Source organism: Idiomarina sp. OT37-5b (genome assembly GCF_002968395.1).
GTDB classification, from domain to species: Bacteria; Pseudomonadota; Gammaproteobacteria; order Enterobacterales; family Alteromonadaceae; genus Idiomarina; species Idiomarina aquatica.
In genome coordinates this window covers 272,853-295,768 of sequence record NZ_CP027188.1, presented here as the reverse complement: position 1 = coordinate 295,768, position 22,916 = coordinate 272,853, and the positions used below count along the sequence as shown (strand labels likewise).

Annotated in this window: 22 protein-coding genes; 2 read left to right on the top strand and 20 right to left on the bottom strand. The window is 52.3% G+C overall.

Annotation, left to right across the window (positions count from 1 at the left end):
• Positions 1-161: 161 nt before the first annotated feature.
• The 18 genes from C5610_RS01430 to C5610_RS01345 form a co-directional block, all read right to left on the bottom strand.
• Positions 162-980, bottom strand: coding sequence for a PilW family protein (locus tag C5610_RS01430; protein WP_262339949.1), 819 nt, complete (start codon positions 978-980; stop codon positions 162-164).
• The gene (locus tag C5610_RS01425; protein ID WP_105305546.1) at positions 980-1,522 is read right to left on the bottom strand and encodes a prepilin-type N-terminal cleavage/methylation domain-containing protein; all 543 of its coding nucleotides are present in this window, start codon (positions 1,520-1,522) and stop codon (positions 980-982) included. The genes C5610_RS01430 and C5610_RS01425 overlap by 1 nt, the downstream gene beginning before the upstream one ends.
• Before the next feature lie 21 nt (positions 1,523-1,543).
• Entirely contained in the window at positions 1,544-2,035 is a 492-nt protein-coding gene (locus C5610_RS01420; protein WP_105305545.1) for a prepilin-type N-terminal cleavage/methylation domain-containing protein, read from the bottom strand.
• A gap of 7 nt (positions 2,036-2,042) precedes the next feature.
• Complete coding sequence (locus tag C5610_RS13785) at positions 2,043-2,573, bottom strand: type IV pilin protein (RefSeq protein ID WP_105305544.1); 531 nt, start codon at positions 2,571-2,573, stop codon at positions 2,043-2,045.
• 62 nt (positions 2,574-2,635) lie between these two features.
• A complete protein-coding gene (locus tag C5610_RS01410; protein WP_105305543.1) occupies positions 2,636-3,247 on the bottom strand; it encodes a prepilin-type N-terminal cleavage/methylation domain-containing protein in 612 nt (203 codons plus the stop codon).
• A 78-nt stretch (positions 3,248-3,325) separates the two neighbouring features.
• On the bottom strand, positions 3,326-3,772 hold the full coding sequence (locus C5610_RS01405) for a hypothetical protein (RefSeq protein ID WP_105305542.1): 447 nt from the start codon (positions 3,770-3,772) through the stop codon (positions 3,326-3,328).
• Complete coding sequence (locus C5610_RS01400) at positions 3,772-5,019, bottom strand: type II secretion system F family protein (RefSeq protein ID WP_105305541.1); 1,248 nt, start codon at positions 5,017-5,019, stop codon at positions 3,772-3,774. Before C5610_RS01400 ends, C5610_RS01405 begins: the two co-directional genes overlap by 1 nt.
• A 1-nt stretch (position 5,020) precedes the next feature.
• Positions 5,021-6,784 (bottom strand): GspE/PulE family protein, encoded by a 1,764-nt coding sequence (locus C5610_RS01395; protein ID WP_105305540.1) that lies wholly within the window; start codon positions 6,782-6,784, stop codon positions 5,021-5,023.
• Positions 6,765-7,841 carry a hypothetical protein gene (locus C5610_RS01390; protein ID WP_105305539.1) on the bottom strand — a complete coding sequence of 359 codons (1,077 nt, stop codon included), beginning with the start codon at positions 7,839-7,841 and terminating at the stop codon, positions 6,765-6,767. The genes C5610_RS01395 and C5610_RS01390 overlap by 20 nt, the downstream gene beginning before the upstream one ends.
• The gene (locus C5610_RS01385; RefSeq protein WP_105307663.1) at positions 7,838-8,761 is read right to left on the bottom strand and encodes an ExeA family protein; all 924 of its coding nucleotides are present in this window, start codon (positions 8,759-8,761) and stop codon (positions 7,838-7,840) included. The genes C5610_RS01390 and C5610_RS01385 overlap by 4 nt, the downstream gene beginning before the upstream one ends.
• Positions 8,762-8,781: 20 nt before the next feature.
• Positions 8,782-10,479: a pilus (MSHA type) biogenesis protein MshL gene (gene mshL / locus C5610_RS01380; RefSeq protein WP_105305538.1), complete on the bottom strand. Its 1,698-nt coding sequence runs from the start codon at positions 10,477-10,479 to the stop codon at positions 8,782-8,784.
• Entirely contained in the window at positions 10,476-10,841 is a 366-nt protein-coding gene (locus C5610_RS01375; protein ID WP_126819683.1) for a hypothetical protein, read from the bottom strand. The genes mshL and C5610_RS01375 overlap by 4 nt, the downstream gene beginning before the upstream one ends.
• Positions 10,834-11,478 (bottom strand): hypothetical protein, encoded by a 645-nt coding sequence (locus tag C5610_RS01370; RefSeq protein ID WP_105305536.1) that lies wholly within the window; start codon positions 11,476-11,478, stop codon positions 10,834-10,836. Before C5610_RS01370 ends, C5610_RS01375 begins: the two co-directional genes overlap by 8 nt.
• On the bottom strand, positions 11,478-12,113 hold the full coding sequence (locus C5610_RS01365) for a PilN domain-containing protein (RefSeq protein WP_105305535.1): 636 nt from the start codon (positions 12,111-12,113) through the stop codon (positions 11,478-11,480). Before C5610_RS01365 ends, C5610_RS01370 begins: the two co-directional genes overlap by 1 nt.
• A complete protein-coding gene (locus C5610_RS01360) occupies positions 12,110-12,973 on the bottom strand; it encodes a Type II secretory pathway component (protein ID WP_105305534.1) in 864 nt (287 codons plus the stop codon). Before C5610_RS01360 ends, C5610_RS01365 begins: the two co-directional genes overlap by 4 nt.
• Before the next feature lie 228 nt (positions 12,974-13,201).
• On the bottom strand, positions 13,202-14,821 hold the full coding sequence (locus C5610_RS01355; RefSeq protein ID WP_105305533.1) for a methyl-accepting chemotaxis protein: 1,620 nt from the start codon (positions 14,819-14,821) through the stop codon (positions 13,202-13,204).
• 87 nt (positions 14,822-14,908) lie between these two features.
• The gene (gene pyrC, locus C5610_RS01350) at positions 14,909-15,943 is read right to left on the bottom strand and encodes a dihydroorotase (RefSeq protein ID WP_105305532.1); all 1,035 of its coding nucleotides are present in this window, start codon (positions 15,941-15,943) and stop codon (positions 14,909-14,911) included.
• Between the two features lie 85 nt (positions 15,944-16,028).
• The gene (locus C5610_RS01345; RefSeq protein ID WP_105305531.1) at positions 16,029-16,610 is read right to left on the bottom strand and encodes a thymidine kinase; all 582 of its coding nucleotides are present in this window, start codon (positions 16,608-16,610) and stop codon (positions 16,029-16,031) included.
• A gap of 56 nt (positions 16,611-16,666) precedes the next feature.
• Here C5610_RS01345 and C5610_RS01340 point away from each other — a divergent pair, with 56 nt between their 5' ends.
• A complete protein-coding gene (locus C5610_RS01340) occupies positions 16,667-17,896 on the top strand; it encodes an adenosine deaminase family protein (protein WP_105305530.1) in 1,230 nt (409 codons plus the stop codon).
• 75 nt (positions 17,897-17,971) lie between these two features.
• On the opposite strand, the gene ssb is transcribed toward C5610_RS01340, so the two are convergent.
• Together ssb and C5610_RS01330 are read right to left on the bottom strand one after the other, a co-directional pair.
• The gene (gene ssb / locus C5610_RS01335; protein ID WP_105305529.1) at positions 17,972-18,565 is read right to left on the bottom strand and encodes a single-stranded DNA-binding protein; all 594 of its coding nucleotides are present in this window, start codon (positions 18,563-18,565) and stop codon (positions 17,972-17,974) included.
• A gap of 45 nt (positions 18,566-18,610) precedes the next feature.
• Entirely contained in the window at positions 18,611-19,990 is a 1,380-nt protein-coding gene (locus C5610_RS01330; RefSeq protein ID WP_105305528.1) for an MFS transporter, read from the bottom strand.
• Positions 19,991-20,082: 92 nt separating this feature from the next.
• On the opposite strand from C5610_RS01330, the gene uvrA reads away from it, so the two are divergent.
• Positions 20,083-22,905: an excinuclease ABC subunit UvrA gene (gene uvrA, locus C5610_RS01325; protein ID WP_105305527.1), complete on the top strand. Its 2,823-nt coding sequence runs from the start codon at positions 20,083-20,085 to the stop codon at positions 22,903-22,905.
• Positions 22,906-22,916: the final 11 nt, after the last annotated feature.

Here is a 22,916-nt window from a genome sequence, read left to right as displayed (position 1 = left end):
CGTTAAAGGCACGCCCCCCAAAGATTTCGACGACTACCGAATCGGAACTTGTACTAACCAGACGCGACAGAACAGACACCAATAATCCGAGTACTACAATTACGAAAATAGCAACCACCAGCGCACTGCCGGTTTGCCTCCTTGCACCGATTCTCGGAGTACTATGGCGCATTGGGTACCTGTATTTCCTGATTAAAGAATAACGCCTCAGCGGATGCCGAGCGATACTCAAGAAAAACGTGGATGACATTATTACGCAATAACGTCGCATCATCGACCCGAAAGGGCAACTGAGTTCCTGAGAACTGCAGATTAACCAGTCGTTCTCCAATGACCGTTCCTGCACTCGCAGGTGGTCTCACTTGGGTTTCATTCCAGCCGTAGTCGCGATAACGAATGAGTTGCCCACCAGAGTCAACACAGAAACTCACCGGTGGCGCGCCAACGTACATACGCTGACGCGGAGACTGTTCCTGAAAATACTGACCACTTTGCAACGTTATTGCTGTGGTATCACCGGCGCGAAGCGTAGAGGTTGCCACGCCAGCCCAGCGTTGTGACGCCACATCGTCATAGATATAGAACGGCCTTGTCGCGTACACGAAGAGACGATCGGCCGGAGTAATATCAACCCATTCTGTTGCCAGTGACACAAATTCAAACTGTCCATTGGCACCGCTGCTAAACGGCGCACCATAATAGGTACCGGCGGTTTTTATGGGGACAAATTCGAGGCACTGAAAGCTGTTATCCGATGAAGTCAGCACGCGGGCGCTGTTTGGCACTGAATTACGTAGTTCACGGGTCACTCGCTCAATGGTGAAGCGGCTTTGATCCAGCAACTTAACCCGATCGGCGCCGGTTACAAACATTTCAGAACCCAGCCCGACAAAACGAAAACTAAAAATAGCAACAATCGACAGCAGCACGATCACAATAATGAGTTCAATTAATGTGAAGCCCTTCGCACGCTGCATCATTACCAATTTCCTCTAAGCGATGAAAATTCGATTCGCTCACCTTGCGGTGTTACCACATCGATATCAATTTGCTTGAGTTGATCATCAGCAACGGAATACACGCGGATTTCTGCTGAAAAGCCACGATAATAATCGACATCAATGCCATCACCAAAAATATTATTGAGTTGATTGGTAGTAATGCCGACACAGTTAAAGTCATCGACATCGTCGAATTCGTCCCGTGTTTCTGAATTTTCAATATGAGGAAGGGAGTTTCCAACAGCGGGACAAGAAGCACTGGTTGGGTTTGGTGGATTGGTACACTGTTCCGGACCACTTGCCGAGCAACGATAAGAGGCCGTGTTAGCATCATCAAATTTGCGCGCCATGATCTCGTTCATCAGGCTCTGGCCGAGCTCAGCGCCCCGCACTTGTTGCCAGGGGTCAACCGATTGTCGAAATAAAGGCCCCATACCGGCGGTGACGACCAGCGTCACAATGGCAATAACAACAATGCCAATGATGATTTCGATGAGGGTAAAGCCGCGCTGCGTTACCATAGGCCTCCTGCTCGTTAGTCATCAACAGGCGCTGATGTAGCCTTCCTGATTGATACACAAGCTTGCTACCGTGCCCTGAGGTTCGGTAAAGTCAATACGGCAAACCGTGGTGCAATTTACATTGTCCGGTCGACCCAATGGTCCAAACTTTATTGCCGCCGGTACCGAGGCGCCGTCCGCATCACTGAATGCCACGGTATTGGCACCAAAGTCCAGGATACGGTCATTCGCTTCAGCATCCGTTGTCGCCAGACTATAGTCATTTGGGTCGTCCGACCCACAGGCTTCATTCGGCCGGCCCAGTGTGGTTGGTTTAACCACCGCCACCCGGCATCCTGACGTCGTATCCTGCATCGCCGACAACTGAATGTTTCGTAACACCGTCACAGCCTGCTCACGCAGACTTAGGCTCTCAACGCCGCCAGTGCCCACAAACAAAGGTGTTGCACTGACGGCTAGAATGCCCACCACTACTAGCACGATAATCAGTTCTACTAGGGTGAAGGCTTTCATTTGTTACTTAGCACTCAGATGAATTAACTTCGATCACTGGCCGTACTAAGTTACCATCCCCATCTTGACCAGCTTCAGTGTATTCAAGGTAACATCCGTTGGTACCATCTAAAGCCGCCCCGACAGCTGCAAAGTCAACCGGTGAAAGGTAAATTGTGTCTTCGCCATTTGCTCCAGTATCCTCGACTACTGTGAAAGCCCAGTCAACAGACTCTCTATCTGCACCAGGACCTGCGACAGCGTTAATAGTCGATAACTGTGCTGCTGCTACGATCCCGCTTTCGGATGCAGCAGGATATCCATAAATAGTGTCAACGCCATTAACATTGCCCGTAGCGCCTAAGTCGCCATCGATTGCTGCTCGTGCATTTATTGTCTGTTGGGCAGCTTGAACTGCACCTTTCAAGCCCTTAACGGTACTCGTCCGAGCATCACTAGAAAAGTCGATAAACTGAGGCGCAGCCGTAACCGCCAAAATTCCTAATACCACGATCACGATGATCAGTTCGATCAGTGTGAAACCTTTTTGATTGCGCATGATAGTACTCTCTCTTTGTTTTACTAAGTTAAAAAATAAGTCGTTAAACGCGGGCCACGCTATCAGTTATCGTTATTACTGAACACGGTGACACCACCATTTCTGGGGTTGTACACAAAGGCATTGCCGGTGGTGCGATAGTCCTCACCTGCCGGTTCTGCGGCCAAGTTTTTGATGGTGTTCGCCAGATAGTAAACACACAACTGATTATCCATACTGGGTTCTGGATTCGGGGTGGCGTAGGTGAAATAGCGATTTTCGCCTAAGCCATTATAGTCGTCGGTGACGGTGGGTGAGCCTTGCAGTATGCCCTGCATCAGGCTCACGCAATCGGCGCCGGTTAAATTGGCATCGTGAATGCTGTCATCGCCTCGTGCGGTAACCGGGTAACCGGTGTTGCCATCAACATAAATCGGCAACGAGTCCAGTTCGACCTGTGCGCCGGCACCATTGCTGTCATTGCCGCGCGGGCGGCCTCGCAGTTCCCACTCGCCGCGGGCGATACCAACCGCACTGGCAAAGCCACCGGCCACCCCTTCGATCGCTGAGTCTTCAGCATCGGCGGTTACGTCGGTAAAGCGCGGCAAGGCCGAGGCAGCAAGCAGCCCTAGTATGACCACCACAATGATCAACTCGATAATGGTAAAACCTGATTGTTGCTTTGCCGAAACCATCAGTTATTTCCTTAAAAAATGTAAGAATATTCTATAACGTAATGTTTACGTTTCATAGTCATTACGGTCAAACTGTCATCATTTCAACTGCCCTGTGCGGGCGTCATAAACAAGCCGCAATGTCTCTTCAGCGTCTGTCGTAGCTACCCAAAACCAACATTGCTGCGACTGCAATTCGACACGCGGATGCAAACGTCCGCCGGCTAACATTTGCCATAACCGCAGACAGCCATTGTCGATGCCGGGCCATCCCTGCCGATTCATGCGTACCTGAAAGTCCTCTCGTTGCGTTTGCAACGTTATTTGCGGAGGCTTTCCCTGCCGCAGCCATTCGGTCCGCGCCAGCATCGCGTTTTCATTAAAGCGCTTTTGCACGACCTCGCGTTCAGCAGCCTGCCAGCCCCAGCGGTCGTTAAATATACCCACCTCGAGCAACTTCATCACCAGCAGCGCCATCACCGTAATCACCACCAGGTTCTGCAACCAGCGCAATAACCGTGAGCGTGACTTTTCTTCGGCGCTCATCAGCCCCCCTGGTAAGCACTCATCATGTCCCACATTGGGGTAAAAATACCCAGCGCCAGAATCAGTACCATGACAGCGACCACCGCTATCATGGCGGGCTCGATGCGGGCCGTCAGGGTTTTCAGGTCGTAATCGGTTTCACGCTCATAATACTCGGCCACCTCTTTTAATAGCGTATCGATGCGTCCGGTTTCTTCCCCTACCACGATCATTTGCATCACTAGCGGTGTAAACAGGTTTGACTGCCTGGCCGCACGTGACAAATTGTCGCCCCGTTCGATGGAGCGGCGAATGTCGATGATTTTCTTTTCCATCCAGGCGTTGTCCACTGCCTCGGCTACCAGCGACAAGGCTTGGGTCAGTGGCACTCCGGCCCCCAGCATCACCGAAAACGATCGTGAAAACCGCGCCAGCATTGAACGCTCTAAAATACTGCCTATCACCGGCACCTTAAGTTTTAAACTGTCCCAAAACAGGCGTCCGGAGCGCTGACTGACGTAGTAGCGGATGCCGATAACGCCGCCCAGTATTGCCATCAGCATCAACGGCCAGTAATTGACAAAAACGCTGGAGGTACCTAACAACGCCCGTGTTGCCCAAGGCAACTCGACGTTGAAGCGGCTAAACATATCGGCAAAGGTCGGGATGACGAAAATATTCAGTACGAACATCGCCACAACCAGCGCGATCAGTACAAAGCTTGGGTAGCGGGTCGCCGCTTTAATGCGTTTACGCGTATCCTGTTCTTTTTCCAGATAAAGCGCTAACTGCTCAAACGATTCTTCTAATTGACCGGTGTTTTCACCCACATGGACAATCGCAATCACCAGTTTAGGGAACACTTTTTTATGCTGCGACAGGCCGGCGGATAAGGTGCGTCCGCGCTCCAACTGACTGTGAACGTCTTTCAACGCTTTTTTCATGCGTTTGTTGTGGGTGCTGTCGGCAAGTCCGTCTATCGCCCGCAAAATCGGGATACCGGCGTTAGTTAACGAATACATCTGCCGGCAGAAGATAATCAGTTGATCAAGCTCAACACTGGGTTCTAGCGCATCCTTTAACACCTGCAACCAATCATTACCACTGCTTTTCGGCGTAGCGGCTCCGGAAGCCGTATTGGCCTCAACCTGTACCGGGACCAAACCGCGCGACATAATGGCTTTGGCGGCGGCCCGTGAGTCAGCCGCCTCAATGCTGCCCCTTTGCAACTTGCCTTGTTTGTCACGAGCTTGATAGCGAAACTTCATGTTAACGCTCCGCCTGCTCTACGTCGGCTTCGGTATCCACCGTCGCCGGGGTAATGTTGTCCTCAACACTCTCAGCCAGGAACAGCGCTTCTTCGACACTGGTAATGCCTTGCTTGGCGTAATCCAGCGCCACCAACGCCATCGAGCGAAAGCCAGTGGACTCGTTGGCCGCTTCCGCAAAGCGCTGGGTATCATTCATGCGCAGGGCATCCATCATTGCCCGGTTCATTTCCAGTAGTTCAAACACACCTATCCGGCCTTTGTAGCCGGTATGGTTGCAATGCTGACAGCCCTTACCTTTTTTGTAGCTATGCCCGGAGCTGCCCTTTTCGAGGTGTTCTAGTAGCGACTCCTGTTCTGGCTCTAATGGCGTATCCGTAGCGCAGCGTTCGCACACACGCCGTACCAGTCGCTGCGCAATAATGCCACGCAATGCGGCAGCAACCAGATAGGAAGGCGCGCCCATGTCAATCAAGCGCATAGCACTGGTAATGGCATCGTTGGTGTGCAAGGTCGACAACACCAAGTGACCGGTAATCGCACCACGTAAGCCGATTTCCACGGTTTCATGGTCACGCATCTCACCCACCATGATGATATCGGGGTCCTGACGCAGCGTGGTTCGTAGTACCCGGGCAAAGTCGAGACCGATTTTACTGCTGGTCTGCACCTGAGAAATCCGCGGCAACCGATACTCGACCGGGTCTTCAACGGTGATGACCTTTTTACTTTCGGTGTTAAGTTCACTTAACGCGCCGTAAAGAGTGGTGGTTTTACCCGAGCCGGTTGGTCCGGTAACCAGCAACATGCCATGGGGCCGGTTGATGAGCGCACGAACACGCTTCAGCAGCGGTTCCGGCATGCCGGTCTGATCCAGCGAGAGAATGCCACTGGTTTGGTCCAGCAGACGCATAACGCAGGACTCACCGTACTGAACGGGCATTGTGGATACCCGCACATCGATATTCTTCTTTTTGATCTTGATGTTGAAGCGACCGTCCTGAGGTAATCGGCGCTCTGAGATATCCATGCCTGACATCAGCTTTAAGCGCAACACCAAAGCACTGGCGATATTGGTCTCATCAAGAATGTTTTCCTGCAGTACTCCGTCGACCCGCTGACGGATCCGCAGCATATTCTCGTCGGGTTCGATATGAATGTCCGAGGCCCGCACTTGCACCGCATCTTCAAAGATGGACTGCAGCAGCTTGGCGACGGTCGCATCCTCTCCTTCCTCGTCGAGGCTCAGGGCGCCCAGTTCAAACTCAGCCGTGTCCTCGTATTCGTCCTGCAACTGGCTGGCGAAGGTTTCAATATCTTTAGTGCGCCGGTAGAGACTGTCAAACGCCTGCAACAGGTCGGTTTCTGCGACTACCGCAATATCCACTTCTCGCGGTGCCAGTTGTTGATTCACCTGGTCGATGGCGGCCAAATCCGCTGGATCGCTCATCGCCACTTTGGCGTGACCGTTATCAGCCTCGTAAACCAGCGCCCGGTGGCGGCGTGCCTGTACCTCGGGCAACAACTCAACGACCTGCTGTGGGATCTTCTGATCGCTTAACGACACCGTCGGAATTTTCAACTGCTGCGCAAGGAATTCCGTTAACTGTTGCTCACTGATAAAGCCAAGTTCAATCAGCGTTGCGCCAAGCTTACGGCCGGACTGCTTTTGCTCTTTCAGTGCCGAATCCAGTTGCTTCTCAGAAATGACTTGCTCGTGAACCAGCAAGTCACCCAAGCGCATTTTAAGGCGTGGACGTTGCATGCTGGCTCCTGAGTCGTTTGATCTGTTCGGCAATAAAATTCAGCGTCGGGGTGTGCTCGATCCGCGCGGCCGCCTGCTCAAATTCAGCCAATGCCTGCTGTGGGTGCTGTTCGCGCAGTGCCAGCGCCAACCCCAGTCGCCAACGACCATTATCCGGTTGAGCGTTAACCAGTGCGCGGTAGCTTTGCTGCATTGCGTCATTATCATCAAGTTGTTGCGCCAGTTCGGCTTGTAGCTGGTAATACTGGGGTAGCTCCGTCGCCGCAGGCTGATGCTGTACCAGTAACTGCAGAGCCAACTGCGGCTGGGCTTGTTTTTCCAGCATAGATGCCGCCAACAGTCGCAGTGAATGCGCCTGCGGGAACTGCTGCAGCCCTTCGCGCAAAATCGCAAGGGCTTGGGTAGTCTGCCCTCGGCCATATTCCAGCGCGGCCCACTCTTTGCGCACATCATGCCATTGTGGCTGGGCATTCAGGGCTGCTTCGTAGTGGCTGGCAGCATCCGTGAATAGCCCTTGTTTTTGTGCCTGCTCGGCTTTTTGTCGCTGGCGTTCGGCAACTTCTGCGGCAGTGAGCTGTACGCTTTGCTTGCTAAAGCTGCCAGTGCTAGCGCGTTGCTCGCTTTCGCTTGCCGTGTCGTCTGATTGTTGCTGCTCATTCGGGGTTGGCTCAACCGCAATAGGCTCGGGTAATTCAAGCTCAGCAACTCGCGACGGCGCGGCTTCATTCTCTTCCGCCACTTCGGCAACGCGTTTATCACTCCCGGTATCCGGTTTGGACGCTGTTGCCTTCACCGGCTCTGACCGCTCGGACTGTGGCTGTTGCGATGGTGGTTGCTGAACCGGATCAGCAGCCTGAGACGTTGACGAAACGGAGGCGTTATTCCAGACGTAATAGCCCACAGCAGCGACCGTCACCATCACAACGACCAGCAACAGCCACAGCAGCCGGCTGCCGCTTCTGCTCGGCGGCGCAACGGCTGAGCCATGTCCACCGCCCGAGCCATTGTGCTGGTTGCGCTTATCCAGGTCATTCAATACTTTATTGATAATACTCAACCCAGTAACTCCCACGGCAGATAGTCGACAAACAGCGCTCCTAACGCGACCACTAGCCCAACGCTAAAAAGTAGAGTCCACAAGAACAGTCGATAACGGCGACTGCGGTAGATGACATCGTCGGTATCGGCAGCGGCCAGTTTGACATCATTCAGCGTGAGTTGATGGCGGCCTTCGCCAAACGCCAGCAGCAACATTTTATGGCACAACATGTTAACCAACCGCGGTATCCCTCTGCTGCATTCATAAATGGAAGCCACCACTTTGGCTGAAAAAATGGGTGCTCCGCTATAGCCGGCAATGCGCATGCGGTGGCCAATATATTCGCTGGTTTCATCAGCGTTCATTGCCGTTAATTGGTAGGAGAAGCTGATGCGTTGGCGCAACTGTCGAAACCGATGCTGTTGCATTCGATCGTCTAACTCAGGCTGCCCAACCAGCACGATGTGCAGCAGTTTGCGGGATTGTGTTTCCAGGTTAGAAAGCAGCCGCACCGCTTCGAGGCTCTCTTCCGGCAACGCCTGTGCCTCATCAATGATCAGCACCACCGACTGACCCTGTTGATTAATCTCCAGAAGGCGTTGTTGCAGTGCGCGCGCTAACTGATGCTCGCCGCCAATAGCCTGGGTATCCACTTCCAGCTCTTGCGCGATAGCTCGCCGCAGCTCTTCCGGGCTGAGGTAGGAGTCAGGCACGTAAGCGGTTTTAAAAAAGTCAGGTATGTCCTCAAGCAGCCGCCGACACAGCAAGGTTTTCCCGGTGCCGACCTCACCGGTTACTTTAATAAAACCCTCGCCGGTTTTCAGCGCCGTCAGCACCACCTTAGCCGCCTGATGATGGCTTTTAAGATCACAATAAAACTGCGTATTCGGCGTTATTGTGAACGGTAGCTGCTGCAGACCATAGTGATACAAATACATCCCGACGACACCCGCTTTCATTAATCCGTTAAATCAGGAAACCATGTTTTCAAGAGTTCCCGTGAACGTTCCAGTTCCTGTTGCCACGTATCCGCGCCAATGACCGTTGGTTTGATCAGAATGACCAACTCTTTTTTCTCGACCCGATTGGCACGGTTTTTAAACAAGTTACCCAATAACGGCAAGTCTCCCAGTAACGGTACTTGCTCGATGTCTTCGGTGGTGGTGGTTTGCATTAAACCGCCCAGTACCACAATTTCGCCGTTGCGAGCGCGGACAATGGTGTCGCTCTCACGAATATTACTGCGTGCCAGCGGCAAGCGCAGTGTTTCATCGCCAATTTCGATGACTTTTTCCTGCTCCGCAGTTTCTACCACGGACGGGTGAACATGCAGGGTGACCACATCGTCATCACTGATTTGCGGCGTCACATCCAACGAAATACCGGAGAAAAATGGTGTCAGTTCAATGTCCGAGCTGGTTAACGCATCATTAAGGCCCGTGGTGTTGGTCTGCGACTGAACGTCAGTAACGTAATACTCGTCTTCACCAATTTTAATGACCGCTTTTTGGTTATTCGATGCACTGACGCGAGGGTTCGACAGCACCTGCACGGAGCCCTGGGTTTGTAGCAGCTGTAAGAAGCTGGAAAAATTATTGTCGCTAAAGCGCAACCCGAATAAGCCGTTGGACGTGGCGCTGGCAAGGTCTGCTGGGGTTGAGCCATTAAAGTTCACATCGAACCCCGCCCCCAAACCATCGGCAAATTCATCCAGCTTGCTCCACTGTATGCCTTGCTCAAACCCATCGGCCAGTGTCACTTCAACAATCCGGGCTTCAAGAATGACCTGTCGCTGCAGGCGCGTTTGCAGCGTGGCCAGAAACTCACCCACTGCACGTAGCTTAGACGGCTGTGCGGTAACACTAACAATGCCAGCCTGCGGTGACATCACCACAGAACTGCCGTTGCCGGCCACTTTGCTGATCATGTTTTCGAGCTCGCCCCAGATATCCGTTTCGGACTGCGAACTGACACTGGCTCCGTTGCCGCCCTGCATCCGCTGGTTTGAGCTATTGCTGTTGCCGGAGCCTCCGCCCAACAGCCCTGGATTATTAAAATCACTGTTGGAATTATTAAAGCTGCCGCTGCTGTTGTTTTGGTTGCCGTTATTCGCGTTCTGGCTAACGCCGCCACTGGTAATCTGCGTTTGCGACATACCGAACCGTTTTAAGGACAAGTAATCCAGCGAAAAGGTTTTGGTGCGCACCCCACTTGGAAACACCTGGACCATTCGGCCGGTTTGCTTAATCTCATAACCGTAAGTGTCTTCGATCACAGCAAGCGTTTCATCAATAGTGACGTCTTTTAAGTCCAGTGAGATTTCCCCCTCCACATCGGGGTGAACGATGATGTTATACGGGGTATCCACCGTCAGGCTGTAAAAGAACTCGCGTGCATCCATGGCTTTCGCTTGCAACACAAAGCGTTGTTCTTCCACCAGATTATTGGTGTCGGACGGACTGACCTGGATCGGTTGTGCTAAGTAGGCGGCAACCGCCTCAGGAATATCGTCATTGCTCGGCTGCGGGTTCGGCTTAGCCGTTGACGTCTGTTCCAACGCCTCGTAGGCTTGCTGAGGCGCTTGGTTCGGCTGATAAGCGCAGCCTGCCATTGAGCTCAACAAGGTGATACTGATGATAAAACATCCAACTCTCATTCAATTTCTCCTTGCTGACCACTACGACGCTTAATACCGCGGCTGTACATCGTCAGCTCAACTTCTTGTTGACCATTTTGCAAGCGCACCCGCTGATTCTCAATCGCAACAATTCTGAACCCGCGGATTTCATCATGATGCTGATAGCGTTGACCATTGATGATGGCATAACGGCGCTCGCCGAACACAATAATTTGGTCCAGTTCGAGCCCTTTCTGCGGTTTACCGCCGGCCGTTGCCGTAACCTGCGGTTGCCAACCATAAGGACGGGTGGGATCTTCAGTCGCAACAGCGGTGGTGCTGAGTGTCGACAGCATCAACGTTAGTGTCAAAGGGATGTACAGTTTGTTGCCTCTAGCCACCAATGATCTCCTTATCAACGCTTAACAGTTGCCAAACGATATCGACTTCTGCCTGCGGATAATCGAGTACCTGATAATGGAAACGGTGCCATTGTACTTCCGGATGCAACTCACGCAACTGCTGAAAAAACAACCGCAGTTCGGTGTAATTTCCCCGATACGTGGCATTAATCTGGTGCCGATACAGACTCACCGTGCCATCTTCTGCTTCAATCGGCTGTGGCGATTGCGATGCCAACGTCACCAACTGAAGCGCATCCGGGTACTGTAAGCTGCTCTCCAAAAACCGTTGACGCTCAGATTTATTCAGCAAGGTGTACGCATCAGACACGTCCTTCAATGACATCAAACGCGACTCTTTGCGCGAAATTTGTTGCCGCAGTGGCTGATTAATGTCTTCTTGTAATTGCTGCTGCAACACATCGATTGACTGCTGTTGCTGCGCCAGCTGTTGCTCAACATTGCTCAACTGTTGCTGGTTGCGTTGATGTTGTGCTTGCAATGGCAACAGCTGGTAGCTTAACAACGGCAAGGTAACCAGTAACCAGACGGCCACCCCGATGAGCACACGTCGCTCGCGAGGTAGCTCGCCGAATTGTTCCGCCCATTGATGCCAGCGTTGCAATAGCTTATCCATTACTTTGTCCCCGTAGCCGGCGCACCATAACTCACCGTATCACCGTTCGACGGGCTTTGCTGATTATTTAAAGAAAAGGTTTGTTGTTGCTGCTCGTTGCGATCCAGATCGACGACCGCAAAATGGCTTTGTGACAGCAGCGGCATTGACTGGAACCGTTGCATCCAGCGCGGGAGTAAATTAGCCCGAATCATTTTGCCGGATAACGAGACCCCATCAGGCGTAATGCTGAACTCCGTCAGCCAAAGGCCGTCAATATTGACTTGTGACAATTCCTGCATCAACTGATCCGGCGCTATCTGCCGCTCTGATTGCTGTGCTGCCAACTGTTGGTTTAACTGTTGTTGTGCCGCTATTGCCGCTTCTAAGGCTTGTTCCTGTTCTGTCAGGGCAGGGCTTGGTGAACGTTGTTCCAACTGTTGCTGTAATTGCTCGCGGCGCTGTTTTTGTTGTGCCAGCTGTTCCTCCAACTGTGCCAGCGCCTGACGGCTTTGCTGTTGAAGCTGACTGGTGTACAGCACCGCTGTCAGCACGCAGACCGCCAAAACCAGGGTCACCAATGCCAACCGATTTAACGACAACCGTTGTACGATCGGTTTGAGTTCATCACGCAGTAAATTAATCGATTGCTTCATGAGGACTCCTTCGCCTGCGTCGAGTCTTCATGGGCCACTTTTGCGGCTGCAAAGGCATCGAGGTCGCTAAAGTCGCCCTCACACAGTTCACTCATCCAGTCTTCGTAATGGTAGCGCTGCACATCAACCGCCAACAACTCCGTCAGGGACTGCGTCACTTCGTCTAGTAACGAATGCTGCAATGCCAGCTTGATGGTCTTTACCGGTGCCTGACGTAGCTGACTTTCGTAGTAATCCATCGAGCGTTGGAGTTCGGTTGCCAGAGGTTCCAGCGCACCGAGCTTAATCTCTTCTTTGCTGTAGTGCTGGATCGACTGTAAACCACTCAGCGCACGGGTAAAACACAGTTTGCCGCGATGATAAATTTGCGCCAGATAGCCACGGGGTAATGGGTATAAGCACAACTCCGCGCGCTCCGCCTGGCTGTGCAACGTTGCTAATTCGATCTCGCTGACGCTGATTTTAACCGGCACCCAGCCGCACGCGACAATGTCGTGTGTCCATTGCTTAAGTTCCGCCTTGTTTGCTACCACCGCCACCACTTTATCCTGTCCGGACGCCTGATACGCCAGTTCGTAGTAATCGGTCACCATCTCTTCGGGTGCCAAATCGACCAACTCCCCCAGTTGGAAAGCAAGGCTGGCAGCAATATCCTGTGCCGGTACGTCAGGCCGGTCAACGGTCACAGACTGATAACGAGTTAACCCCAGCACTAACGTCACTTCGGCTTTTTTTAGATCCAGCTTGCTGTAGGTTTCGCTAAATTGTTGTAGCGCGTCAGCAAATGAGGAGGAGGACAGGTCGGTTGAATCATTCACAACCACTTCGGGCAGGTCAGCTTCGGTATGCCGCAACACCATGAGTCGCAGCTGCTTTACACCAAGTTGTAATATTATCCGGTAATTACCAGAACGCGCACGGGACGCTCCGATCAGCACACGTTAACCCTTTTCTAATTATTATCGGGAAATGATACCAGAGATGTGCTCAGCAAGTGAACAAAAAACGACAAAAAACAACAAAAAATGAAGGGCTATGACAGCGGCATAGCCCATACGTTACAGACGCTTAGCAGACTCAGTAACCGACTAGAAACGGAACTGACCTACAGCCCGACTCAATTTACCGGCAAGTTCCTGTAATTGATGTGCGGTAGCGCTGGTATGTTCCGTTGCTTCCTGGTTTTGATCGGCCATTGCCGAGAAACTCTCAACGTTACGCGCTACTTCATCGCTGGCGGCGTTCTGCTCGCCCAATGCGTCGCTGATGTCCTGCACCACCTGCAACACTCGGTCAAAGCTCTCGCGAATCTCATTAATCGCCTGACCGGTCATTGAAGCCAGCTCAACGCCTTCCTCAACCTCGTGCACACCATGCTCCATTTGCTTAACACTGGCCTGAGTGCCGCTCTGAATTTTTGCCACCGTGGCTTCGATTTCATCGGTGGATTCGCTGGTACGTTGCGCCAAATGACGAACCTCATCGGCGACTACGGAGAATCCGCGGCCTTGCTCTCCGGCACGAGCCGCCTCAATGGCCGCATTCAGTGCCAGTAAATTGGTTTGATCGGCAATCGATTTGATCACGTTAACGATGGAGCTGATTTGCTCGGACTGTTTATCCAGTTCAACCAACTGTGCCGACGCTTGCTGAACAGCGTCGCTGATGCGGTTCATTGAGGCAACCATCTGCTCCATAACGGAGGCACTTTGTTCAGCGTTTTTACTGGACTGTTCAGATATTTCACGTGCTTCTGAGGCGTTCTCTGACACATGGTTGATGCTGGTACTCAATTCTTCAATCGAAGTCGCAATCGTGGTTGATGCCCGCGTTTGTTCATTCGACGAGGCTGATAACTGTTCGGCGGTACTGGCCACCGAGTTACTGGCTGAATCCAGCTCCGACGATGCGGTTTTAATTTCACCCATCATATTGCGCAGTTGTGTCTGCATGGTGGCCATCGCTGACAACAGCTCTGCCACTTCATCACGGCCGCTATCATCAATCGTCGCCCGTAAGTTACCATCGGCAATGGTGGTTGCCACCCGCATGGCATCCTCAATGCGCCCCGCCAATTGACGTCGGAATAAGAGTGCGGCCACGACCGCGACCCCAGCGACCAGCAAGCCACCCAGCACCACGACCGAATAAACCAGTTTCGCGGCACTGTCTGCCGCGGCAGAGCGCTGTACCAACAATTGCTGTTCCGTCGCGATAAACTGATCCATCAGCTCGCGGAGTTGATCCATGCCTTCTTTGCCACGCCCCTGCTTCACAAGGTAAGCGGCCTGATCCAGACCCATAGCACCCGGTCCGTATTGAGTACGAATATCAATTGGAGGGTCGATCGCCTCGGTCAACCACTGCTGGTAGACCTCGCTGAGCTGTTGCAGCAATTGCTGTTGTTCCGGATTGTCAGCGGTCAACTCACGTAATGATTTGAGGTTGCGTTCAACACCTTCTTTACCGTCAATATAGGGTTGCTGAAAAGCTTCTTCACCACTGATGACATACCCCCGTTGGCCACTTTCAATATTGAGAAAGTGTTTAACCAGATCCTCCGCCTCGCTGATGACGGTGAAAGTATGTTCAGCGCGTTGCGTGGTTTGTTCCATGTTGGAAACGCTATAGACGACCGTGCCGATCAGTCCTGCCAAAACAACAATGATCACACCAAAGGCGATGATGAGTTTGTGAATGAGCTTCATCCGGCATCTTCCGAGTTATGGTTCTTGAGTAAAGGTTACACTTTATCTATCGGCCAGTCTCGGCGGTTCTTCAATAAACTTTAACGTTCATTCAGAAACTTGCCACTGCAGCGTATTACCGGCGTAATACGGCACCATTGGGCCATCAGCAGTATCCAGCGTTGCCGCCACTTGCCATGGCGACTGCGACAAGGTGATGGTTTCTTGATTCTTCTCAAAACCATAAAACGCCGCACCAAATACGGAAGCAAAATTTTCCAGTTTGTCGAGCGCCTGATGCTGAGCAAAAAACTCGGCATATAACTCAATCGCCGCCGGCGCCGAGTAACAGCCTGCGCAGCCACAAGAGGTTTCTTTATTCGCCTGTACATGCGGCGCGGAATCAGTACCGAGGAAAAACTTAGGATTGCCCGACAGTGCCGCCTGTTGCAGTCGCAACTGGTGCTCACGACGTTTTAAAATCGGCAGACAATAATTATGCGGACGTACACCGCCAACCAGCAAGTCGTTGCGATTCATCAACAAATGCTGCGGGGTCATAGTTGCTGCGACGTTCTCATTGGCCTCACTGACAAAGTCGACGGCGTCGCCGGTCGTGATGTGTTCCAGTATCAGCTTTAAGCCGGGAAACTGCTGAGTGATCGGTATCAGATGACGTTCGATGAAGACGCGCTCGCGATCAAAGATGTCGATCTCTTTATCGGTGACTTCCCCGTGAACCAGCAACGGAACCCCGTGCTGCTGCATCGCTTCAAGTACCGGAGCCAGCGCTTCCACCGATTTGACACCGGCCGCTGAATTAGTGGTTGCTCCGGACGGATACAGTTTAAAGCCGATGATGCGGCGGTCAGCCGCGGCTTTTTTCACTTCAGCAACCGAGGTATCAGCAGTCAGATACAGTGCCATTAGGGGTTCAAACGTCATCTCCGCTGGCAACGCCGCCATAATTCGCTCGCGGTAAGCCAATGCCATTTCGACCGTGGTCACTGGCGGCACCAAATTAGGCATTACAACCGCACGGTGGAAAACCCGCGCGGAAGCCGGAACCGTTGTTTGTAGTAATGCGCCATCGCGCAAATGGAGGTGCCAATCGTCAGGTCGAGCTATGTTTAACTGCTGCATCGGGGGAGCCTATCTCGTTGTCAATGTAAAAGCTTAGGCTGAAATTATATGCTGTTGCATAGCGCCCTGTCTAACCCGACGCCGATTAACGCAGTCCCATCGCTTCCTTCCAGTGCTTGCGACAGCAGGACACATAGCGATCATTTCCCCCGATAGCAATTTGCTGACCCATGGTAACGGCTTGCCCATTTTCATCGACGCGCAGCGACATCGTGGCTTTGCGGCCACAATGACAAATGGTTTTCATCTCCACCAGTTTGTCGGCGATGGCCAGCAAAACGGCACTGCCGGGGAAGGCATTACCAAACGCATCGGTGCGGATGCCATAACACATGACCGGAATGTCATGACGATCGACCAGTGTGCTCAACTGCCAAACCTGCTGCTCGGTTAAAAACTGTGCTTCGTCAATCAACAAACAGTCAATGGGTGTGCGCCGATGCTCAGCCAGCACTTTATCGACCAGGTTACAATCACTGCCAAAACTCATTGCCTGACGTTTTATCCCAAGTCGCGACGCAATTTTGCCGCTACCGGCGCGATCATCGATCGCCGGGGTCATTAACAACACCTGCTGATTGCGCTCTTCGTAATTGTGCGCAACCTGTAATAACGAGGTGCTTTTACCGGCATTCATCGCCGAGTAGGTAAAATACAAGGAAGCCATATTATTGTTTTTATGTCATCATGATAAAAAGCAAATCTTACCGAGGAGCCTGTGATATGCAATACCCAGCCGAATTTATCCGTGCCATTCCCAAAGCCGATCTGCACTTACACCTGGATGGTAGTTTACGTGCCAGCAGCTTGGTGGATATGGCGAAACGCTCCGGCGTCGAACTGCCCAGTTACACGGAAGAAGGCCTGTTCGAACAGGTATTTAAGTCGCATTACAATAACCTCGGTGAGTATTTAAACGGGTTTCAGTACACCTGTGCGGTACTGCGGGATCTGGAAAACCTGGAGCAAGCCTCGTACGAGCTGGCCATTGACAACCAAAACGAGGGCGTCACTTATATTGAGGTAAGGTTTGCCCCCCAGTTATTGATGGATCCCTCTAAAGGCGTCACCTTTGATACCATCATGCATGTCGTCAATGACGGTTTAAAGCGTGCCAAAGACGAATATAACCAACAGCCGGACGTAAAAAGCGGTGACAAGCCGGCCTTTAATTACGGCATCATTAACTGTGCCATGCGGATGTTTGGCAAAAAAGGGTTCTCCCCTTACTACACCCAACTGTTCCAGCACCTGCGTGACTTTGAACCCATGCAAGTTATTCGCACCGCTGCGATGGAGCTGGTGCGCGCCAGTGTCCGTATGCGCGACGAAGAAGGGCTACCGATTGTCGGGCTGGACATCGCTGGACAAGAAATTGGTTATCCCGCGGGTAAATTCAAAGACGTTTACGAATACGCCCATGAAAACTTTTTACTGAAAACCGTGCACGCTGGTGAAGCCTATGGCGCTGAAAGTATCTTTGAGGCACTGACTCAGTGTCATGCCGATCGCCTGGGTCATGGCTATTCGTTATTTTCACCGGAAATGACCTCTGATCCGAGCATTAACGATCCTAAAGCTTATGGTGAAAAGCTGGCGTCCTACATTGCTGACCAACGCATCGCTATCGAAGTCTGCTTAACGTCAAACCTGCAGACCAATCCTGCCATTGGCGACATTAAGAATCACAACTTCCGCCATATGCTGGATCATCGTTTGGCCACCGTCATCTGTACCGATAATCGGCTGGTTTCGCGCACCACCGTCAGTAACGAATATCAGTTGGCGGTTGATAACTTTGATATTCCGTTGCACCGACTGAAGGATTTGGTTGCTTACAGCTTCAAGAAGAACTTCTACCCCGGTGCTTACACCGAAAAGCGTGAATACACGAAGCAGAATCTGGCGTACTTTGACAAGATGGTCGCGAAGTTTGGATTAACCGAGGAATAAGCGTCAGTTTAACGAGGCTCGCCAGGCAGTCACGGCTGCCGGGCGAGCTTTCATGCCGTCATCATCTGTGACGAATTAGAACGGAATATCGTCGTCAAAATCCGCCGAGTCTGGCGAGAACGGCTGAGGTTGTGATGGTTGTTGAGGGCGCTGTTGTGGTGCATTACCCGGCGTCGGGGCCTGACCACCACCCTGTGGCTGCTGCGCTGGTTGCTGCGGCGGCTGTTGATAACCCTGCTGATAGCCACCTTGCTGTGCCGGAGCAGACTGATTCATGCCCTGGTTCATGCCTTGATTCATACCTTGGTTCTGACCCATGCCAGCACCACCGCGCGAATCCAGCATTTGCATGTCGTTAATGACGATTTCTGTGGTGTAACGATCCTGGCCATCCTGACCTTGCCATTTACGGGTTTGCAGTCGCCCTTCGACGTATACTTTTGAACCTTTTTTCAGGTATTCACCGGCAATCTCCGCCAAGCGACGATACGCCACACAACGGTGCCATTCGGTTTGCTCGCGCGGCTCGCCCGTTTGTTTATCTTTCCAGGTTTCGCTGGTCGCGATTGATAAATTCGCAATAGCCGTGCTGTTTTGCGTATAACGCACTTCTGGATCGGCACCCAGGTTACCGATTAAAATCACTTTGTTGACACCGCGACTGGCCATGCTTTTCTCCTGTTTTAAATCTTATCGTATTAATTAAAATTGTCGTTATTTTGCCGGTTCATGGGCTTGCAAGAGACCTTGCACGGTCTCTTCATCATACTGCTTTTTATCGACTTTTAAATAACTAATTTGGTCATCTGATGCGTAACGAACTTCCTCAACGCCGGTTACTTGTAACAGCCGTTGATTTAATTCACTCCGCTGAGTTTCCGCCAAATGACCAAGGTTCAGCGCCACATTAGTCACCGCTTTCGGATTTTTCATCCACAAGGTTAACACTAACCAACAGCCTAATAGAGTCAGCGATAAAATGCCTAATCCCGTTGACTGATATGTTTGTAAGACCCAACCGCCGGTACTGCCACCGATAAAAGCACCTAAAAACTGACTGGTCGCATAAAGGCCGCTGGCACTGCCTTTACTACCGGCCGGCGCAATACGGGTTAATAATGACGGTAGCGAAGCTTCCAGATAGTTGAAGCCGGCGAAAAAAATCACCAGCGCCGCCACCAGCACCACCGCCGAAGCTCCCAACATATCGGCCAGCGCCACCCCAATGCACAGCATCAGCAATGCCAATCGGAACCAGAACACTTGATTATCAGTTCGCGAGCTGCGAATGATCATGGGCACCATGACGGCAATTGATGCCACCAATGTTGGCAGATAAAACCAGGCGTGGGTTGCTGGCTCAAAGCCGGCCTGCTGCAGTTGCGTCGGCAACGTGATAAACCAAGCCGTCAGCACCGCATGTAACACAAAAACGCCGACATTCAGCTGCCATAACTGACCATGTTTTAACAGGCTACGCAACTCGGATGCAACGGGTAGCGCATCTCGTCGTGCGGTTTGTGTTTGCACCTGTGGCACGCTGGCGACTAATACCACGATGCCTAACACGCCGGTTGCAGCGGTAAACCAAAAGATACCCGCCAAACCCAGCCAACTGCCAAGCAAAGGACCCGCCACCATGGCAACGGCAAAGGCGAGCCCGATACACATACCGATGATCGCCATGACTTTGGTACGTTGCTGTTCTCGCGACACGTCAGCAGCCAGCGCTAAAATGGCGGCTGCCACGGCACCCAAGCCCTGGATAGCCCGCCCGATTGCGACCCCAAGCAAACTGTCCGCCTGCGCCGCAACCACACTTCCGAGGATAAACACCAACAGCCCCAGGATAATGACCGGACGCCGGCCCCAACGATCCGACAACATGCCCATGGGGATCTGCAGCAGAGCCTGAGTGAGGCCGTAAGCACCCAACGTTGCACCCATAAGGAAGGCACTATAATCTGGGTAGTCACGGGCATAAATTGCCAGCACGGGCATGATCAAAAACAGCCCCAGCATCCGTATTCCGAAGACGGATGCCAGCGCAACAGCGGCTCGTTTTTCCGTTTGATTTAGTGTTTGTTGTGACATCGACCACAGCTTTAGAATTCTTCAATGACAGCATTGTACCAGATGCGGCTGGGTGTGCGATAATGTGTTCAGCAGCCAATAGGAAGTAATGAATGGATACCATAGAAGTACGCGGAGCAAGAACACACAATCTTAAGAACTTTAATCTCTCGATACCGCGCAATAAGCTGGTGGTTATCACCGGTTTATCGGGGTCGGGCAAGTCTTCGTTGGCTTTTGATACCCTCTATGCGGAAGGCCAGCGACGCTACGTCGAATCGCTGTCGGCTTACGCGCGGCAGTTTTTGTCATTGATGGAGAAACCCGATGTGGACTCTATCGAGGGCTTGTCGCCGGCGATATCGATTGAACAAAAGTCGACCTCGCACAACCCCCGTTCGACGGTTGGTACCATCACCGAAATATACGACTATTTGCGGTTATTGTACGCCCGTGTCGGCGAACCTCGCTGTCCAACCCATGACGTGCCGTTAGCGGCGCAGACCGTTTCGCAAATGGTGGACAACGTACTGGCAGCGCCAGAGGGATCGAAGCTGATGATGCTGGCTCCCATTATTCAGAACCGCAAGGGTGAGCATCTAAAAGTATTAGAGAATCTTGCCCTGCAAGGTTTCATTCGTGCCCGTATTGATGGCGAAATATGTGACTTGAGCGATCCACCAACACTGGAGTTGCAGAAAAAACACACCATCGAAGTCGTGGTCGACCGGTTTAAAGTTCGTGAGGGGCTAGAACAGCGTCTTGCCGAGTCGTTCGAGACCGCACTCGAGCTGAGCGGCGGCACGGCCCTGGTTGCACCGATGGAAGGCAATGACGATGAAATGGTGTTCTCGGCCAACTTCGCTTGCCCGCATTGCGGCTTCAGCATGCAAGAGCTAGAGCCTCGACTGTTCTCCTTTAATAACCCGGCCGGTGCCTGCGGTACCTGTGACGGCCTTGGCGTTGAACAATTTTTTGATCCAGCCAAAGTGGTCACTAACGCGGAGCTGTCATTAACCGGCGGCGCCATTCGGGGCTGGGATAAACGTAATTTCTACTACTATCAAATGCTGCAGTCTCTGGCTAAGCATTACGAATTTAAGTTGTCGACGCCGTTCAACGAGCTGGATGAAGACGTACGACACAAAATTTTGTTCGGTAGCGGTCAGCAGCAGATTAAGTTTACTTATGTGAACGATCGCGGCGATAAAGTCGTGCGTGAACACCCGTTTGAAGGGATCATCCCGAACATGCAACGCCGCTACCGCGAAACCGAGTCACAGGCGGTGCGGGAAGAGCTTTCCAAGTACATTGCGGTACAACCCTGTAAAAGCTGTAATGGCTCGCGGTTACGCACCGAGGCTCGTCATGTGTTTATTAATGACACCACGCTGCCACAGGTCGCAGAGCGCTCGATTGGCGATGCCCTGAGCTTTTTCCAGACACTCGAACTAGAAGGCCAGCGCGCACAAATCGCGGAAAAAATTCTGAAAGAAATTAATGACCGACTGCGTTTTTTGGTGAACGTTGGTTTGAATTACCTGAGTCTGTCACGCAGTGCCGAAACGCTGTCGGGTGGTGAAGCACAGCGCATCCGCCTGGCCAGCCAAATTGGCGCGGGTCTGGTCGGCGTGATGTACGTGCTTGACGAACCCAGCATTGGCCTGCATCAGCGCGACAACGAACGCTTGCTCAACACACTCACGCACTTACGGGATTTAGGTAACACAGTGATCGTGGTTGAGCACGACGAAGACGCCATTCGTCAGGCCGACCACATCATTGATATTGGTCCGGGTGCCGGGGTTCACGGCGGGGAAATCATCGCTCAAGGCAAGGTCGATGACATAATTGGTAGCAGCGATTCACTCACCGGTGACTACCTCTCCGGCAAAAAAGTGATCGATGTGCCGGCACAACGGCACGTACCGGATGATCGTCGACTGGTGATCAAAGGCGCACGCGGTAACAACTTGAAGGGTGTCGACTTTGAATTGCCGTTGGGCGTGCTGACCTGTGTGACCGGGGTTTCCGGCTCGGGTAAGTCAACGCTGGTTAACGATACGCTGTTCCACCTTGCGCATCGTGAGTTAAACGGTGCAACAACGGGTGAACCGGCTGCATACGACGAGGTGGACGGCCTGCAGTATCTGGACAAAGTCGTCGACATCGATCAAAGCCCGATTGGTCGCACACCGCGGTCGAACCCGGCCACCTATACCGGTATTTTTACCCCTATCCGTGAATTGTTCGCGGGGGTACCTGAGTCCCGTGCTCGTGGCTATAAACCCGGGCGCTTCAGCTTTAACGTCCGCGGAGGCCGCTGTGAGGCCTGCCAGGGTGACGGTGTTATAAAGGTTGAAATGCACTTTCTGCCGGACGTTTATGTCCCGTGTGACATCTGTAAAGGAAAGCGTTACAACCGCGAAACGCTCGATATTCAATACAAAGGTAAGAATATCAACGAAGTGCTGGATATGACCATCGAAGAAGCCCGCGAGTTTTTCGATCCCATCCCGGCCATTGCGCGCAAACTGCAAACGCTGATGGATGTTGGGCTATCCTATGTACGACTTGGTCAGTCTGCCACTACACTGTCGGGTGGTGAGGCACAACGGGTGAAACTGTCGCGCGAATTATCGAAGCGGGATACCGGCAAAACGCTGTATATTCTCGATGAGCCAACCACCGGCCTGCACTTCCACGACATTAAACAGTTGCTTGCCGTGATTCATCGCTTACGTGACCATGGTAATACAGTGGTTGTTATTGAACACAATCTGGACGTGATCAAAACGGCCGACTGGATCATTGATCTGGGACCAGAGGGCGGATCCGGCGGCGGCGAAATCATTGCGCAGGGTACACCCGAAGAGATTTGTGAAGTGGAGCGTTCGCACACTGCGCGTTTTTTGAAACCCATATTAAGCAACTAGCAAGGATGCCA